This is a genomic window from Microbacterium sp. PI-1 (assembly GCF_004337555.1).
Taxonomy (GTDB): Bacteria; Actinomycetota; Actinomycetes; order Actinomycetales; family Microbacteriaceae; genus Microbacterium; species Microbacterium aurugineum.
The window spans coordinates 26,923-42,327 of record NZ_SJYZ01000015.1 but is presented as its reverse complement, the minus strand read 5'-3'; the positions used below and the strand labels follow the sequence as shown (position 1 = coordinate 42,327).

The 15,405-nt window shown below is 67.5% G+C and carries 17 protein-coding genes; 9 read left to right on the top strand and 8 right to left on the bottom strand.

All coding sequences use genetic code 11. From position 1 onward, the window contains the following. Positions 1–10: 10 nt before the first annotated feature. Both E0W80_RS13150 and E0W80_RS13145 read left to right on the top strand, forming a co-directional pair. Entirely contained in the window at positions 11–346 is a 336-nt protein-coding gene (locus E0W80_RS13150; RefSeq protein WP_131493083.1) for a nucleotide pyrophosphohydrolase, read from the top strand. Next, positions 343–2,082, top strand: coding sequence for a DUF2075 domain-containing protein (locus E0W80_RS13145; RefSeq protein ID WP_131493081.1), 1,740 nt, complete (start codon positions 343–345; stop codon positions 2,080–2,082). Before E0W80_RS13150 ends, E0W80_RS13145 begins: the two co-directional genes overlap by 4 nt. Here E0W80_RS13145 and E0W80_RS13140 read toward each other — a convergent pair. After that, positions 2,079–2,693 (bottom strand): MerR family transcriptional regulator, encoded by a 615-nt coding sequence (locus tag E0W80_RS13140; RefSeq protein WP_131493079.1) that lies wholly within the window; start codon positions 2,691–2,693, stop codon positions 2,079–2,081. The genes E0W80_RS13145 and E0W80_RS13140 overlap by 4 nt on opposite strands. A 70-nt stretch (positions 2,694–2,763) precedes the next feature. Between E0W80_RS13140 and E0W80_RS13135 the strand changes: the two genes are divergently transcribed. Both E0W80_RS13135 and E0W80_RS13130 read left to right on the top strand, forming a co-directional pair. After that, the gene (locus E0W80_RS13135; RefSeq protein WP_131493077.1) at positions 2,764–3,267 is read left to right on the top strand and encodes a DUF4188 domain-containing protein; all 504 of its coding nucleotides are present in this window, start codon (positions 2,764–2,766) and stop codon (positions 3,265–3,267) included. A 61-nt stretch (positions 3,268–3,328) separates the two neighbouring features. Continuing rightward, entirely contained in the window at positions 3,329–4,285 is a 957-nt protein-coding gene (locus E0W80_RS13130) for a hypothetical protein (RefSeq protein WP_131493075.1), read from the top strand. A gap of 6 nt (positions 4,286–4,291) precedes the next feature. Here E0W80_RS13130 and E0W80_RS13125 read toward each other — a convergent pair whose 3' ends face one another. Next, positions 4,292–4,861 (bottom strand): TetR/AcrR family transcriptional regulator, encoded by a 570-nt coding sequence (locus tag E0W80_RS13125; RefSeq protein ID WP_240740529.1) that lies wholly within the window; start codon positions 4,859–4,861, stop codon positions 4,292–4,294. Between the two features lie 75 nt (positions 4,862–4,936). Here E0W80_RS13125 and E0W80_RS13120 point away from each other — a divergent pair, with 75 nt between their 5' ends. Further along, positions 4,937–5,938 carry an SDR family NAD(P)-dependent oxidoreductase gene (locus E0W80_RS13120; RefSeq protein ID WP_047523662.1) on the top strand — a complete coding sequence of 334 codons (1,002 nt, stop codon included), beginning with the start codon at positions 4,937–4,939 and terminating at the stop codon, positions 5,936–5,938. A 61-nt stretch (positions 5,939–5,999) separates the two neighbouring features. On the opposite strand, the gene E0W80_RS13115 is transcribed toward E0W80_RS13120, so the two are convergent. The 6 genes from E0W80_RS13115 to E0W80_RS13095 form a co-directional block, all read right to left on the bottom strand. Beyond that, a complete protein-coding gene (locus E0W80_RS13115) occupies positions 6,000–6,296 on the bottom strand; it encodes a hypothetical protein (protein WP_131493073.1) in 297 nt (98 codons plus the stop codon). Between the two features lie 21 nt (positions 6,297–6,317). Beyond that, complete coding sequence (locus E0W80_RS13110; RefSeq protein WP_240740528.1) at positions 6,318–7,250, bottom strand: hypothetical protein; 933 nt, start codon at positions 7,248–7,250, stop codon at positions 6,318–6,320. Positions 7,251–7,346: 96 nt separating this feature from the next. Continuing rightward, positions 7,347–7,505, bottom strand: a complete 159-nt coding sequence (locus tag E0W80_RS19195) for a hypothetical protein (protein WP_153243347.1) — start codon at positions 7,503–7,505, stop codon at positions 7,347–7,349. A gap of 35 nt (positions 7,506–7,540) precedes the next feature. Next, complete coding sequence (locus E0W80_RS13105; protein WP_131493071.1) at positions 7,541–8,263, bottom strand: 3-keto-5-aminohexanoate cleavage protein; 723 nt, start codon at positions 8,261–8,263, stop codon at positions 7,541–7,543. Between the two features lie 47 nt (positions 8,264–8,310). Beyond that, a complete protein-coding gene (locus tag E0W80_RS13100; protein ID WP_047523674.1) occupies positions 8,311–8,538 on the bottom strand; it encodes a hypothetical protein in 228 nt (75 codons plus the stop codon). A gap of 96 nt (positions 8,539–8,634) precedes the next feature. Beyond that, the gene (locus tag E0W80_RS13095) at positions 8,635–9,822 is read right to left on the bottom strand and encodes an aminotransferase class I/II-fold pyridoxal phosphate-dependent enzyme (RefSeq protein WP_131493069.1); all 1,188 of its coding nucleotides are present in this window, start codon (positions 9,820–9,822) and stop codon (positions 8,635–8,637) included. 263 nt (positions 9,823–10,085) lie between these two features. On the opposite strand from E0W80_RS13095, the gene E0W80_RS13090 reads away from it, so the two are divergent. The 4 genes from E0W80_RS13090 (at position 10,086) to E0W80_RS13075 (ending at position 15,402) form a co-directional block, all read left to right on the top strand. Continuing rightward, on the top strand, positions 10,086–11,108 hold the full coding sequence (locus tag E0W80_RS13090; protein WP_131493067.1) for a LacI family DNA-binding transcriptional regulator: 1,023 nt from the start codon (positions 10,086–10,088) through the stop codon (positions 11,106–11,108). A gap of 179 nt (positions 11,109–11,287) precedes the next feature. Further along, positions 11,288–12,169, top strand: coding sequence for an ROK family protein (locus tag E0W80_RS13085; protein WP_131493065.1), 882 nt, complete (start codon positions 11,288–11,290; stop codon positions 12,167–12,169). Then, positions 12,166–14,004 (top strand): class I mannose-6-phosphate isomerase, encoded by a 1,839-nt coding sequence (locus tag E0W80_RS13080; protein ID WP_131493063.1) that lies wholly within the window; start codon positions 12,166–12,168, stop codon positions 14,002–14,004. Before E0W80_RS13085 ends, E0W80_RS13080 begins: the two co-directional genes overlap by 4 nt. A gap of 129 nt (positions 14,005–14,133) precedes the next feature. After that, positions 14,134–15,402, top strand: a complete 1,269-nt coding sequence (locus E0W80_RS13075) for an extracellular solute-binding protein (RefSeq protein ID WP_131493061.1) — start codon at positions 14,134–14,136, stop codon at positions 15,400–15,402. Positions 15,403–15,405 lie beyond the last annotated feature (3 nt).

The following is a 15,405-nucleotide window of genomic DNA, read 5'->3' as shown; positions in this document are numbered from 1 at the left end:
GCGTCGCTTCATGCCGTCGCCGCAGACTCTCGCCGCCCTCCGCGCCTTCGTTGCAGAGCGTGATTGGGACCAGTTTCACTCGCCGGAGAACCTCGCCAAGAGCATCTCAATCGAAGCCGGCGAGCTTCTTGAGTGCTTCCAGTGGTCGCCGGATTTCGACCAGGAGCAAGTGGAAGCAGAGCTCGCGGATGTCGTCACCTACTGCATCCACCTCGCGAACAAGATCGGCGTCGACCTCGACGAGATCGTCGTGAAGAAGCTGGAGTCCACGAAGGCGAAGTACCCCGTCGAGCTGTCCAAGGGGCGAATGACGAAGTACAACAAGCTCTCCGAGGGGCCGGAGTGACAGAGTTCAGCATCGAGCATCTTGCCTTCCGCCGTGACGCCGTCGACTCGTGGGCACGCGACGATACTCGCCACACCAACTGGCCCGTTGTCTATGTGATTGAAGGGGACAGTCAGCGCCGTCCCCCCGGGCTCTACGTCGGCGAGACGGTAAGCGCAGCTACCCGGATGAGACAGCACCTCGCTGGCTCGAAGAGGAACGAGGCGCTCGAATCGATCCGCGTCGTCGTGGATCACACCTACAACAAGTCGGTGTGCCTCGATCTCGAGTCGCACCTCATTCGTTGGTTCTCCGGGGATGGTCAATATCGCATCCTCAACGGCAACGACGGACTGACGGACGCGCAGTACTACGACCGCGACGTTTACCGCGAGTCCTTCCGCGACGTGTTTGAGGCGCTGCGGGCGGAGGGTCTCTTCTCGCGCAGCATCCCGCAGATCGAGAACTCCGACCTGTTCAAGCTCTCGCCCTTCAAGGCCCTGACCGACGACCAGGGGATCGCGATCATGGACATCGTGGAGGGGCTACTCGAAGACCTGCAGGACCCCGGCGCGCAGTCCACGCTCGTTGTCCAGGGAAACCCCGGGACGGGCAAAACGATCATCGCGATTTTCCTGATGAAGCTGCTCGCTGATATCCGCGACTACCAAGACCATGACGGTGTCGAACCTGACTCGATGTTCTCGGAATTCTTTGTTCCCGAGAATCGCGAGCTGCTCAAGACACTTCGAATGGCGCTCGTGATCCCGCAACAGTCGCTGCGCGAGTCGGTCAAGAAGGTCTTCAAGAAGACGCCCAAGCTCGACGCCGAAATGGTGATGTCACCTTTCCAACTCGGTGAGTCGAATGCGGAATTCGACGTGGTTCTCGTCGATGAGACTCATCGGTTGGGTCAGCGGGCCAACCAGGCGTCTGGGGTGCAGAACAAGAAGTTCCGTGACATCAACGCGGCTCTGTTCGGGGAGGATGATCCCCGCTACACACAGCTTGACTGGATTAGGGCCCGAAGCAAGCATCAGCTCCTGCTCGTCGATGGAGAGCAGAGTGTGCGGCCGCATGACCTTTCACCCAAAGCCCTCGGTGCCGCAGTGAACGAGGCGAAGGATGAGCACCGCTTCTACCGATTGACCACGCAGATGCGTGTACAGGCTGGTGCCGACTACGTCGAGTTCGTGCGCGCCCTGCTGCGGGACGAAGAGCCGGAACTCCCCGAGCTGGGCGACTACGAACTCCGACTCTTCGACGACCTTGGTGAGATGCGCGACGCCATCCGACAACGGGATGCCGAAGTCGGCCTATCCCGCCTCGTGGCCGGCTACGCGTGGGACTGGGTGTCGAAGAAGAATCCAGACGCGTTTGACATCGAGCTCGGCAATGAACGGATGCGATGGAACGGCACGGACAAGGACTGGATCAACTCCGCAGGGTCCCTTGAAGAAGTCGGCTCCATCCACACCGTTCAGGGATACGACCTCAACTACGCGGGCGTGATCATCGGACCAGACCTCCGCCTCGACCCGGCAACCGGGCGAATCGTCGCCGACCGCGATAACTATCGAGACAAGAAGGGCAAGGAGAACACCGGGCACCTCAAGGATGCATTCGGGGACGACGATCTACTGACGTTCATCCGGAACATCTATGGGGTTCTGCTGACCCGTGGAATGCGGGGGACGTACGTCTACGTGTGTGATCCGGCGCTCCGAGCACATCTTGCCGCTGCGCTTACGCGCTAAATCACACCTCCCCCAAACCGCTCCCCCGAGCTCACCTGCTGCGCCACGCGCCGCAGGGCCAACAACAACGGCTCCACCAGCACCGACCCCAGCACCACGTATCGCACCGCGGCCTCCGCAGACTCCTCGGGCACCCCGGCGATCTCCGCGTCCGCGATCCGCCGCATGCTCGCGAGGTACTCCGCCATCACCGCGTCCGGCACGGTGAACCCGACGCGCTCCAGCCCCTGCATCGCGCGCGCGACCGCGTGCAGCACCGCCTGATCGCACATCCCCGGCTTCCACCCGAGCCCGGCGACCAGCGCCTCCGCTTCCGCCAGATCCAATGCGTCCTCGACGGGCGGAGTGATCGCCGCGTGCGCCGTTCCGAGCAGGTCATGGGCACTCGCCGGCGGATCGTCCAGCGCCCCGAGCACCCGCCGCGTCTCGGCGATGCTCACCCCGGCGTCGAGCAGCGCCCGGATCACCCGCAGCCGCTCCACGTGCCTCTCGCCATAGGCGGCCTGCGTCGGCGACGTCCGCTCGCCCTCGGGCAGCAGCCCTTCGCGCAGGTAGTACTTGATCGTCGGCACGGTCACGCCGGCCTCGGCTGACAGCTCGGAAATTCTCATGGCCACCTCTTGACATCGATAGTAGCGCTATCCATTATGGATAGTGACGCTATCTAATCAAGGAGACTCCATGTCGAAAGTCATCACGGGTCGCATGACCCACCGCCACGAGGGCGAGCTCGTCGTGTTCCACATCGGGATGCAGATCAACCGCTGGTGGCGCCCCGATCTGTGGATGCCGGCCTTCGCCGCCATGCCTCGGATGCTGCGCGAACTCAGCACCGAACCCGACTCGGGCCTGCTCGGCTACCACCTGCTCCTCGGCTCGGGCGGACCCTACGTCGTGCAGTACTGGTCCTCGGTCGACAAGCTCTACGCCTACGCCTCCAGCTCGAACCAGGAGCACCGCCCTGCCTGGACCGCCTTCAACCGCGCAGCCCGCAAGGCGCCGGGAGCCGTGGGGGTCTGGCACGAGACCTTCCGCGTCGACACCGCCGAGAGCGTCTACGTGTCAACGAAGCCGATGGGCCTGCCGAAGGCCACGGAGCTCGTTCCCGTCGGCAAGCGGCATGACCGAGCCCAGGCGCGATTCGCGGACGGACGGATCGTGGCCTCAACCGCCACCGAGTCCTGACGCAGCCCTCCTTCCGCAGCCCCCCTTCCGGAGCACCCGGAGTTCTGCCACCATGAGCCCCATGACGGCGGACACCCCTCCCACCTCTGAGTCCAAGCCTGCGCCCGGCCGGCTCGAAAAGCTCCACGACTGGCTGACGAGCCCCGGCGGACGGGTCCTCCGCTACCTCCTCGTCCTCGTCATCGTCGGGCTGGCCGTCTACCTGTCGCTCACCGGATGGTTCCAGGTGTGCGAGGTCGTCGACTCCGAGAAAGACGGCATCACCCGCACCTGCTCCGGCCCGAATCTGACAAGCGCGGGCGTACTCGCTGCGGTGATCTTCGTTCTCCTGCTGCTCTGGCCCGATCTCTCGGAGTTCAGCGCGTTCGGCGTCACGCTCAAGAAGCTGGTCGAGAAGGTCGAGGAGAAGGTCACCGAGACCCGTGACAAGACCACCCACATCGACGACACGACCACCGCCACCCGGTCACGCCTGGAAGATCTGCAGGCCACCGTCACCACCCAGGGCGGGGACATCAGCGAACGCCTCTCCCTCATCCAGTCCGACCTGACGTCGCTGAATGCCCGTGAGGCCGAGCGTGACTCGGCACCTCCGTATTCGGAAGCCGTGCCCTTCCCCGCCGGCACCGTCGCCCTGCCGCCGGCCCCGCACTGGGACAGCTTCGACCGCGAGAGCCTCATGCGCACGTGCGAAAACCTCTTCGGTCAGGACACCCTCGAGCGCGCCCTGGCGAACCTCGACGAATCGATGGGCGAGCAATGGTGGCCGGCCACCGCCGAGCTGGGTATCGACAGCCGGACCGCCGCGTTCATCGGACTCATCCTGGAACTGCTCCGCTCGTTCCGATCCCGGTGGGAGGGGATCCGCCGCGACCCCTCACACGCACGCCAGGTGGATGCCATCCTCCGCTCCATCGAAGGGTTACTGCTCGCCATCATCAGCGGAAGATACGTCGACGACGCCTCCATCCGCGTCGCCGCCGCCGCTCTCCTGCTGCTCCACCGGCACGAGCTCTAGTCCCGCTTACGCGCCGATCCCCCGCAGCAACACCGCCACCGTCGCGTCCACCCGTCCATCGCTCAACGGTCGCCCCAGCAGAGCGGCATAGCTGGCCATCGCGATGAACTGATCCGCGATGGCCGCCGCATCCACATCGGCCCGCACGTCTCCGGCTTCGACCGCCCGTGCGACCCGTCCCGCGACCCACTCGCGGATCGGTGCCGCGAGCTTCTCGTTCAACGCCAAGCCGAGTTCGGGATCCGACGCGGTCACCACGATCAACGCGCGAGCCACCGCGACGCCCTCCGGATCCGCCAGCGCGGCACTCATCGCCGAGAACCACGCCCGCAGGTCAGCCCCGAGATCGGCCGTCATCGGGACCGACACCTCGGCACCGGGCAATCCGCCTTCGAGCAGCGCCTCACCGAGGATCGCGGCCTTCGATGGCCACCACCGGTAGATCGTCTGCTTCGAGACCTCCGCAGCCTCCGCGAGCCCCTCGATGGTCACGGCGTCGTAGCCACCCGCGGCGAGCGCGCGCCGCATCGCCTCCAGCACGGATTGGCGGGCTCTTTCACTACGAGGACGAGGCACCTTCCGAGCGTACTCAGGCGTACACTGGAAAATAAGTAGACGCACCGTTGCGTAACCCGAACAAGGAGAACGAGCATGGCCCTCACCGCACACTCCACCATCGGCGACTGGATGAACGACCCGACCGGCGGGCCCCTCATCCGCGGACTCTTCGAGAAGACGGGCGCCGATCCCGAGCTCCTCACCCCGGTGCTCGGACTCCCCCTTCAGCAGCTCGTCGCAATGAGCCAGGGCCAGCTCCCCCAGTCGGTCGTCGACGACCTCGTCCGCGCGGCCAACGGCGGCGAGATCCCCGAAGACGACGCCTCCGAGGGCTGGACCGAGAAGCCCACATCAGGTCGCTTCGCCGGCAAGACCGTGATCGTCACCGGCGCTGCCTCGGGGATCGGCAAGGCCACCGCCGCGCGCATCGCCCGCGAAGGCGGACGCGTGATCGCCAGCGACATCGCCGCCGAGAAGCTCGACGCCCTCAAGACCGAACTTCCGGACGCCGACATCGTCACGGTCGCGGGCGATCTCACGAAGCAGGACGCGATCGACGCCGTCCTCGCCGCAGCCGGCGACCGCATCGACGGTCTCGCCAACGTCGCCGGCATCAACGACGACTTCTCGCCCGCTGGCGAGACCCCCGACGCCGTCTGGGACCGCGTGATCGCGATCAACCTGACCGCTCCGTTCAAGCTCATGCGCGCGGTCATCCCCGTCATGGAGGCGGCCGGTCGCGGCGCGATCCTCAACGTCTCGAGCGAGGCGGGCCTGCGCGGCAACGCCTCGGGCAACGCCTACACAGCCAGCAAGCACGGCATCATCGGCGTCACCAAGTCGGCAGCCTTCATGTACGGACCGAAGGGCATCCGCGTGAACTCCGTGGCCCCGGGCGGAGTCGCGACCGGCATCCCGATGCCGCCGCACATGTCCGAGTACGGCTCCGGCCGGCTCGCCCCGTTCCAGCAGGCCATCCCGACTGTGGCGACGGCCGAGCACCTCGCGGCATCCATCACTTTCCTGCTGTCGGACGACGCCGTGAACATCAACGGTGCGATCCTCGCCTCGGACGGCGGATGGTCGGTGCAGTAAGCCGCACCCGCGAGACCGACGCCCCCGCCGACCCGAACGGCGGGGGCGTTTCGCGTCTGGGTTAGGAGGAGCGCTTCGTCGTGAGCACCGCGGCAGTGAGAACCGTCGCGGTCAGACCGAGCAGCCCGACGCTGAGCAGCACGAGGCCGGCGGGCCAGACAGGGAGCATGACGACGTCGTACATGTCATCGCCGAGCGAGTTCCACTGCTCGATCGTCCCGGTGCTCGTGAGCGCGATGCCGACGATCGTCGCGATCAGCGGAAGGCCGACGGCAACCGTCCACGACCAGCGGCGGATGATCGTCCGCTGCGCTTCCTCGGCCGAGACGGTCGCTGCATCACCCTGTGTCGCTTCCATGCCTGCACCCTATCGGGGCGGTCAGAGCACGCGCCCGCCGGTGACCTCACGCGGACGATCGCGCTCCACCACCATCCGAACCACCGTCCCGGCCACTGCGATCACGAGAGCCACGACCACCGGCAGCCACACCTCCGCGAGCACCATCGGGAACAGCTGCACCGAGACCCGTGCCATCTCCGCGACATCACCGTCGAGCACCCGCATCCCGAGCCCGTACTGGATCGCCGTGAACAGCGCGGGCACCAGCCACAGCGAGAGCAGCGCCACCACCCACACCACGATCCGCGACGCCGGCCGCACCCCGCACCAGACGAGTGCAGCGCCGACCACGATCGCCGGGATCCACCGCAGCAGTTCGGGCAGGAACACCGGCGGAAACACCTCGCCGGTGAAAGCCAGGAACCACCGGCCGACCCAGCTCCCGAACGGCACGGCCGCAAGCGCGACACCGAGCGTAGCGACACCGACCGAGCGGCGCGACGTCATCCACACGCCGAGCTGCGCCAGGAGGGCGGCCACGATCACGCCACCCAGAATGCCGGCGAAGTAGAGGATCGCGCGCGAGTCACCCCCACGGCCGAGCCCGAGCCCTCCGGCCAGCACGCCGAAGCTCTGCATGATCGCGACCAGATGCACGACCGCGACGCCGAGAGCCGCCGGCCAGACAGCGACGTCGCGGCGCCGCGCGACCACGCGCACCGCGATGCCGGCGAACACCCCGCCGAGCAGCACCAGAGAGAAGAGCAGCGTCGCCTGATATTGACTCAGCGGCAGCAGCACGAACGGCATGTCCTCCGGCATCGTCGGCGACGCCCACAGGTTCTGCAACGGCAACGTGCCGGCGATCACCCACGGCAAGAGGCCCAGCACAGCACCACCGATGCCGAGGAAGAGTGGCAGCGCGCGCGACCGCTCGATCGGATCGGCAGCGACGACGGGCGATTCAGTCATAGAGAAGAACGTGTCACACGCAGGCCGGGCTTCCGGGAAGACACGACCGAGTCCGCCCGGGTGGCGACCGTGCAGTTCAGCCGAGGAGCCCGGAGATCAGACCTGACCCGGACGCCCGTCACGCGCCATCGCCTGCCGATGCGAGGAGAGAGCCGCACGCACGGCCGAGTAGATCACCAGCCACGAGATGAGGATGCCGCTGAGGAACACGGCCGCCCAGAACAGGATGAAGAGAAGCACGTTTTCACCGAACATGACCCCAGGATGCCCCCGAGGCGCTGCCGGGTCGGTCAGACTCCCCGCATCCGCTCGATAGCCATCCGCACCAGCGCCGCATTGCCGGGCGCCGTGCTGCCGTCGGGAAGGAGGAGCGTGTCCTCCAGCCCGATCCGTGCGGCCAGGCCGAGTTCGACCGCCAGATCGAACACGGACCAGGTCGACCTCTCCTCGCCGTGGAGCAGGATCGGCATGCCAGGTTCCTCCAGCCGGACGTGCGCGATCATCGCCTCGGCATGCGCGCGCACGGTCTCCGCCGGCTCATCCGGCAACTCGATCAGCACCCGCAAGCACTCGCCCCGGACGGGCGAACGCTTCCACACCTCGAATCCGGACGCATCCCACAGCCCCGCTTCCACCGCGATGCCACGGCGCAGCAGCGAAGCCGCCACCTCGTCAGCACCGACCTCATGCCAGTTCACGGAGGCATGATCGGGCCCCTCCGTCCAGGACGCGATCGCCGCCAGACGACGTTCGACATCGGGTTCCGCCCACGCCCCGGTCGTGACTCCCACAGGGACACCGGGCTGCGCCGCGCGGACGGCTGCGACCCACCGCGAGACGTCCGGCGCTGCGAGGCTGTCCTGCCCGCGCGCGTTCTTCGGGTGCACATGCACCTCCTGCGCGCCCGCATCCACAGCCCGCGCCGCATCCTCGGCGACAACGCTCGCATCCGCACTCAACCACGGATGCTCGACCGGATCGCGGGCACCGTTGACACATGCCTGCAGCAGCATCCCTCCTTCGGACTCCTGGCGCGAAGGCGGATCCGAGGGCGCCCCGGTCACCCGATCAGCTCACGCGGGTGGAGATCGTAGATGTGCGCCTCCGGCGAGGGCCCCTCCTCCGTGCGCACGGTGTGCGCGACCTGGCGCGCGACCGCCGCGCTGCGACCGACCTTCACCGCCTCGGCCTCATCTTCGAAGCTGCTGCCCAACGTCTGCGATTCACCCTCGATGCGGTTGAACCAGATGCCGTTGCGGTGGAACGTCTCGATATCGCCGGCGGCCATGCGGAATCCCTTCTCTCGCATTCCTTTCTACGCCAGACCACCGACACCGGCAGAGCCCCTTGACACCCTCTTGACAGGAGCTCGAGGCGGAGGCCGTCAGCGCAGAAGACCGGCTTCCCGAACCGCCGCACCCATCGCCGTGACAGCCTCCGCGAGGATGGGACGGGGCGTCGCGAACACGACTCGCACATGGCTCTCCGCACCGCGACCCAGCAGCCGCCCCTCGGTGAGCACGACCCCGGCCCGCTCGCGGAAGAACTCGGCGGGCGACCCCGGGATCCGCAGGGCAGCGGTATCGATCCAGCCGATGTATGTCGCCTCGGGAATGCGGTACACCGCACCGGGCAGGTGTTCGTCCACCAGCGCCGCGAGCGCATGCCGCGACCCGTCGAGGTACGAGGTCACCTCCGACAGCCATGGCCCACCGCGACGGTATGCGGCGGTCGAGGCCACAACCCCCAGGGTCGACGCACCGTGCTGCACCGCGAAGCCGAACCGTCGATACCGCGCCTGGTCGGCGTCGCTCGAGGTGATCAGCTGCGCCGACTTCAGTCCGGGGATGTTCCACGCCTTCGAGGCGCTCGTCCCCGTGACGGTGTGCGCGGCGGCGGCATCCGAGATCGAGGCATACGGCACGAACGGGGCGCCGTCATAGCGGAGCGGGGCGTGGATCTCGTCCGCGAAGACCCGTCCGCCGTGCCTCTCCACCACCGCCGCGATCGCCTCGAGTTCTTTGCGACCGAGGAGCGTGCCGGTGGGATTATGCGGATTGCAGAGCACGAGCGTGCGCGCTCCCGCAGCGAAGGCCTCGTCGATGCGCTGCAGGTCGTGCTGCCACCGCCCGTCGACCTCGACACCCGGAACCTCGATGACCGGGTGGCCGATCGCCGGAAGATATGTCAGGAACGGCATGTACGCCGGAGTGGGCACGATCACGGGCGACCCCGCGGGCGCGTACTCCCGCACCGCGACGCCGAGAGCCGCCATCACGTCCGACACCGGGTGCACGCGCTCCGGGTCGACCGCCCAGCCGTACTCGTCCCGCATCCACGCGGCGGTGGCCTCTCCGAGTTCTGCAGCCTGCGGGGGCGACAGGTAGCCGAGGTTCTCGTCATCGATCGCGCGGTGCAGCGCGTCGGCGATCTCGGGCGCGATCCCGAAGTCCATCTCTGCCACCCACGCGCCGATCCGACCGGGATGCAGGCTCCACTTGCGGCTCTGCGGACGATCGAGGTGCACTCGGGTGCGCGCATCGAACGGATGCGACGGACAGTCGTCAGGCATGGTCTCCTCCCGGGCAGGATCCGACCAATCTACGGACGGCCGCGCGCCGGTGCAGGTCAGATTTCGGTGCGTGACGACGCCCCAGGGGGAGGGGCTCGGGTCTGCAGCGTTCACAACTCCGCAAAATTCAGCCCATTCGGCGCAGAGCAGGGCGGGGAAGACTGCAACGACAGGATTCTTGAGGAGTTGTGAACGCGACGCGCCGCGGCTGCCCCGCTGGTAACGTTCCCTTGATCGGCGACACCACACCTCGGAGGGCAGTGATGAGCGAACGAGCGCGCCGCCCGACCGTCAAGGAAGTCGCGACACGAGCGGGCGTGAGCCCCATGACCGTGTCGCGCACCCTCTCCGGCGGACTCAACGTGAAGCCCGACGTGCAGCAGCGCGTCATGGAGGCCGTCGCCGAGCTCGGCTACCACCGCAACGAGAACGCCCGCAGCATCCGCCCCGGCCACAGCAGCGGACTCATCGGCGTCGCGATCACGAACATCGCCAACCCGTACTACAGCACCTTCGCGCTGGGCGTCGAGGAGGAAGCCGCACTGACGGGCCGTCGCATCCTCCTCGGGAACACGTCCGAAGACGCCGCACGCGAGGCCGACCTCGTGGGCGACTTCCTCGGCCGCCGGGTCGACGGGCTCATCGTGGTCCCCGCCGGCACCTCGTCCGCGCACCTCGCCCATTCCCAGAGTCAGGGTGTCCCCGTGGTCCTCGCCTCCCGCCGCATCGAGGGGCTCGCTGCCGACAGCGTCGTGCTCGCGGACGACGACGGCGCCCACCGCGGAACCAGCGCACTCATCGAGCACGGCCACACCCGCATCGGCTATCTCGGCAACGCGCTCTCGATCTTCACCGGTGAGCGCCGCTACGCCGGCTTCGTCCGCGCCCTGTCGGAACACGGTCTGACCGTCGACCCGGACATCGTCGCCACGAACCAGCAGACCGTCGACCAGGCCCGCGACGCCACCCGCGCTCTCCTCGACGCCGCGCATCCCCCCACCGCGATCTTCTGCGCCAACAACCGCAACGCGATCGGTGCCTTGAAGGAGATCAGCGCCCAGTTGAACGCCGGATCGCGCCGTGCCACCGACTTCCCGGAGATCGTGAGCTTCGATGACTTCGAGCTCGCCGAGCTCTCGCCGGTGCCGATCAGCGTGATCGACCACGACCCGCGCGAACTGGGCCGAGCCGCCACGCGTCTGCTGCTCGACCGTCTCGACGGGGGGAAGCTCGACGCCGCGACCCGCGAGATCGAGCTGCCGGTCTCACTCCGCGGCGTGCGCTGACGTCACCTGCACGAGACTGTCGCTGCGCGAGCTCTGCGCACACCTGTCGGGAGCAGGGACAGGCGTCGGGAGAATCCGGGCAGACGGACCGTGCAGGCGGCAATGCTCCCGACATTCGTGCAGTGTTGACACCCCTCCACCGCGTTGATAACGTTACCAATCATTGACGAGGAGGACCGATGGAGCTGTGCATCGACTTCGGGGGCACCGAGATCAAACTCGCCCTGATCGACGGCAGCCGTGTCGTCGCGGCGCACAGCGTCCGCATCGAAGGAACGACCGCCGACCTCTCCGTAGCCGCCGCGGAAGCCCACCGTCTCCTCGACGACGTGCACCGCCCCGCGGAGGCCGTCGGCATCGCGGTCCCCGGCGTCGTCGACCCGCACTCCGGACGGATGCTGCACGCCAACGCGAAGTACGACTTCCTCCGCGACTTCGACCTGAGCGCCTGGTCCCTGACCGAGTTCGGGCTCCCCGCCACGGTCGAGAACGACGCCAGGGCCGCCCTCATCGGCGAGACGTCGTCGGGTAGCGCACCCGGAGAACATGACGCGGTGCTCGTCACCCTCGGCACCGGGATCGGCACGGCGGCCATGATCGACGGCACACCTCTGCGTGGACGCACCGGGCACGCCGGCATCCTCGGCGGACACCTCACGGTCGACCTCGACGGGCCCCTCTGTCCCTGCGGCAACGTCGGCTGCGGAGAAGCCCTCGCGAGCACACGCGCCCTCCCGGAGGCCGTCACGATGACCGAGGTCTTCACCACCGACGCGCATGCGGCACTCCGGGCGAGGTTCCTGCACGTGTGGGGCGCGGTCGTCACGTCGCTCGTGCATTCCTACGACCCGGCCGTGGTGATCCTCTCCGGCGGGATCCTCCGTGCAGGAGACGCGGTCCGTGCGCCGATCGAAGCCCACGTCCGCACACACCTCTGGCCCTCGATGACGCCCCCGCGCTTCGTCGTCCCGCCGGAGCCCGAGCTCTCGGTAGCCCGCGGACTCAGCGTCCTGGCCCGTTCGACGACCACCCACACCGCAACACCGCAGGAGGAAAAGTGACCACCCCGATCAGCGACATGCACGAAGGGCACACGACCCGAGGTCGCTACGACACCCAGCCCACCGTGGCGCTGCCGGAGGGCGAGCGCATCCTCCGCGGCGCCGAGGGCTGGGAAGCAGCGGCCGAACTCGCCGAAGCCTGTGCACGCGTGACCGGCACCGCTCCGGTACTCCTCGTGGACACGTACCCGGGCGTCGACCTCCCGACCCTGACGGCACAGGTGCGATCCGCCCTGCCGGAGTGGACCGTGCAGGATGTCGAGACCGCCGCTCGCCCGGTCGCCGAGGTCGAACAGCTGATCGCACCGAACCTCACCGACGACCGGGTCTTCGGCGTCATGAGCCACTTCACCCTCGCCGACTTCTACGACGCCGCGCAGCTCGACGCCCTCGCCGCCGGCATCACGCAGACCCCGACGGTCGTGATCGGCTGGGGCGCCGCTCTCCTGGCGCCGCGCCTGGACGGCTCCGCCGCGACGGTGCTCGTCGACATGGCCCGCTGGGAGATCCAGCTGCGCCAGCGCAAGGGCGCCACCAACTGGCGCGCCGACAACGCGGCGGAAGACAACCTGCGCAAGTACAAGCGCGGCTTCTTCGTGGAGTGGCGCGTCGCCGACCGCCACAAGCGCAGCCTCTTCGAGACACTCGACTTCGTCCTCGACGGCAACGCGATCGCCCCGGCCGAGCCGCATCCGGATTCTCCCGAGGCGGGCATGATCACGGGCGCCGCCTTCCGGCAGGCGCTCAAGGATGCCGCGTCCCGGCCGTTCCGCGTCGTGCCGTTCTTCGACCCCGGCGTCTGGGGTGGGCAGTGGATGAAGAACCTCATCGGACTCGACCCCTCGAAGGACAACTACGCGTGGTGCTTCGACTGCGTCCCCGAGGAGAACTCGCTGCTGCTCGAAGGCGAGGGCGGAGTGGTCGAGATCCCCGCGCTCGACCTGGTGTTCAGCCGCCCGGTCGATCTGCTCGGCGCGAAGACCTTCTCCCGCTTCGGCGCGGAGTTCCCGATCCGCTTCGACTTCCTCGACACGATGGACGGCGGCAACCTCAGCCTGCAGGTGCATCCGCTGACCGACTACATCCAGAACACGTTCGGCATGCACTACACGCAGGACGAGAGCTACTACATGCTCGACGTCGGCGACGACGCCGTGGTCTACCTGGGCACGAAGGAGGGCATCGACCGCGCCGAGATGCTGCAGGACCTGGCCACCGCGCAGGACGGCGAGCACCCCTTCCCGGCGGAGAAGTACGTCAACTCCTTCCCGGCCCGCAAGCACGACCACTTCGCGATCCCGGCGGGCACCATCCACTGCTCGGGCGCGAACTCGATGGTTCTCGAGATCTCGGCGACGCCGTTCATCTTCACCTTCAAGCTCTGGGACTGGGGCCGTGTCGGCCTCGACGGCGTGCCTCGCCCCGTGCACCTCGACCACGGCGCCCGCAACATCCAATGGGACCGCGACACGACGTGGGTCGGCGACAACCTCCTCGACCAGGTCGAGACCATCCGCACCGACGGTGACGTCATCGAGGAGAGCACCGGCCTGCACGAACTGGAGTTCATCGAGGTGCGCCGGCACTGGTTCGAACAGGGCGCCGACCACGACACCGAGGGCACGGTCAACGTGCTCAACCTGGTCGAGGGGGACGAGGTGCGCGTGGTGAGCCCGACCGACGCCTTCGCACCCTTCGTGATCCACTACGCCGAGACGTTCATCGTCCCGGCAGCGGTGGGGGCGTACCGGATCGAACGGACCGAGAACTCGCGCAGCGCCCGCTTCGCGACCGTCAAGGCCTACGTGCGCGGCTCGCGCACGAGTGACAACTGAACACCGCGCACCATGCAGCATCCATCGCCGGGGACTCCCACCACAGGAATCCCTTGCACCGCATCCATCACCTTGGTAGCGTGAATCCAGATTTCTGGTAACGATACCAAACGAACAAGGGAGTTCTGAATGATTTCGCGACGCACGATCGCCGCAGCCGCGGCCGGTCTCCTCCTCGGCACCCTGGCACTCGCCGGGTGCGCCGGCGACTCCGGTTCCGGAGAGGCCGGAGAGGTGACCGGCACGCTCAACTTCTACACCGACAAGGCAGCGTGGAAGCCCGACTTCGAGTCGCTCAACGAGGTCAGCGGCGACGCCGTCGACATCACGCTGAAGACCACCGGGTACTCCGACGCCAACCAGTACGACGCCTTCATCAAGCAGTCCTTCCGCACCGACAAGTCGCCCGGCCTGTTCACCTGGCACACCGGTGACTCGCTCAAGCAGCTGGTCGACGAGGGGCTGGTCGCCGAGACCACCGACATCTGGTCCCAGGCCGTCGACGAGGGCTGGGTGAGCGAAGACCTGCGCGACAGCTACACCTTCGACGGCAAGCAGTACTGCGTGCCGATGAACATCGCCTACTGGATCATGTTCTACAACAAGGCCGCCTTCGCCGACAACGGCGTCGAGGTGCCCACCACCTGGGACGAGCTGAACACCGCCGCCGAGACGCTGAAGGAGGCCGGGGTCACCCCGTACTACCAGACCAGCGTGCTGTTCACCTTCCAGTGGTTCCAGCACCTGGTCGCCTCCACCGACCCCGACCTGTACGCCGGGCTCACCACGGGCGACGTCAAGTACACCGACCCCGAGATCGTCGACATCATGAACGTGTGGCTCGACGAGCAGAAGGCCGGCTGGTTCAGCGACGCGGGGAGCACGACCGACCCCGCCGTCGGCCTCAAGCAGGGCGACTACGCCATGATCAACTTCGGCACGTTCTTCGCGGGCAACCTCGAGGGCGCCGGCATGACCACCGATGACTACGGGATGTTCGCGATCCCGGCCGTCAACGACAGCCTCGACACCACTCCGGTGGCGGTCGAGTCCGGTCCGATCTGCACGGCCGAGAACTCGAAGCAGCGCGACCTCGGTCTCGCCTACGCCGAGTGGTGGATGTCGCCCGATGCCCAGACGGCCTGGAACGATGCGCACGGCGACGTCGCGTTCAACCCGAAGGCCACGGTGTCCGACCCCGCCCTGGCCGAGATCGGGGAGCAGATCGCCGGCGACGGCTATTCGCTCTACGACCGGTTCTTCGAAGCCATGCCCACCGAGATCGTGACCACCGCGATCGAGCAGTTCGGCGCCTTCAACGCCAACCCCGGTGACCCGATGCCGTTCCTGGAGAAGATCCAGGCCACGGCGGACAAGTACTGGGCAGAGCAGGAGTAAGCG

Coding starts and splice junctions, on each gene's coding strand:
- E0W80_RS13150 (WP_131493083.1), top strand. CDS start 11: ATGCCGTCGCCGCAGACTCTCGCCGCCCTCCGCGCCTTCGTTGCAGAG.
- E0W80_RS13140 (WP_131493079.1), bottom strand. CDS start 2,693: ATGAGAATTTCCGAGCTGTCAGCCGAGGCCGGCGTGACCGTGCCGACG.
- E0W80_RS13135 (WP_131493077.1), top strand. CDS start 2,764: ATGTCGAAAGTCATCACGGGTCGCATGACCCACCGCCACGAGGGCGAG.
- E0W80_RS13130 (WP_131493075.1), top strand. CDS start 3,329: ATGACGGCGGACACCCCTCCCACCTCTGAGTCCAAGCCTGCGCCCGGC.
- E0W80_RS13120 (WP_047523662.1), top strand. CDS start 4,937: ATGGCCCTCACCGCACACTCCACCATCGGCGACTGGATGAACGACCCG.
- E0W80_RS13115 (WP_131493073.1), bottom strand. CDS start 6,296: ATGGAAGCGACACAGGGTGATGCAGCGACCGTCTCGGCCGAGGAAGCG.
- E0W80_RS13110 (WP_240740528.1), bottom strand. CDS start 7,250: ATGACTGAATCGCCCGTCGTCGCTGCCGATCCGATCGAGCGGTCGCGC.
- E0W80_RS19195 (WP_153243347.1), bottom strand. CDS start 7,505: ATGTTCGGTGAAAACGTGCTTCTCTTCATCCTGTTCTGGGCGGCCGTG.
- E0W80_RS13105 (WP_131493071.1), bottom strand. CDS start 8,263: ATGCTGCTGCAGGCATGTGTCAACGGTGCCCGCGATCCGGTCGAGCAT.
- E0W80_RS13100 (WP_047523674.1), bottom strand. CDS start 8,538: ATGGCCGCCGGCGATATCGAGACGTTCCACCGCAACGGCATCTGGTTC.
- E0W80_RS13095 (WP_131493069.1), bottom strand. CDS start 9,822: ATGCCTGACGACTGTCCGTCGCATCCGTTCGATGCGCGCACCCGAGTG.
- E0W80_RS13090 (WP_131493067.1), top strand. CDS start 10,086: ATGAGCGAACGAGCGCGCCGCCCGACCGTCAAGGAAGTCGCGACACGA.
- E0W80_RS13085 (WP_131493065.1), top strand. CDS start 11,288: ATGGAGCTGTGCATCGACTTCGGGGGCACCGAGATCAAACTCGCCCTG.
- E0W80_RS13075 (WP_131493061.1), top strand. CDS start 14,134: ATGATTTCGCGACGCACGATCGCCGCAGCCGCGGCCGGTCTCCTCCTC.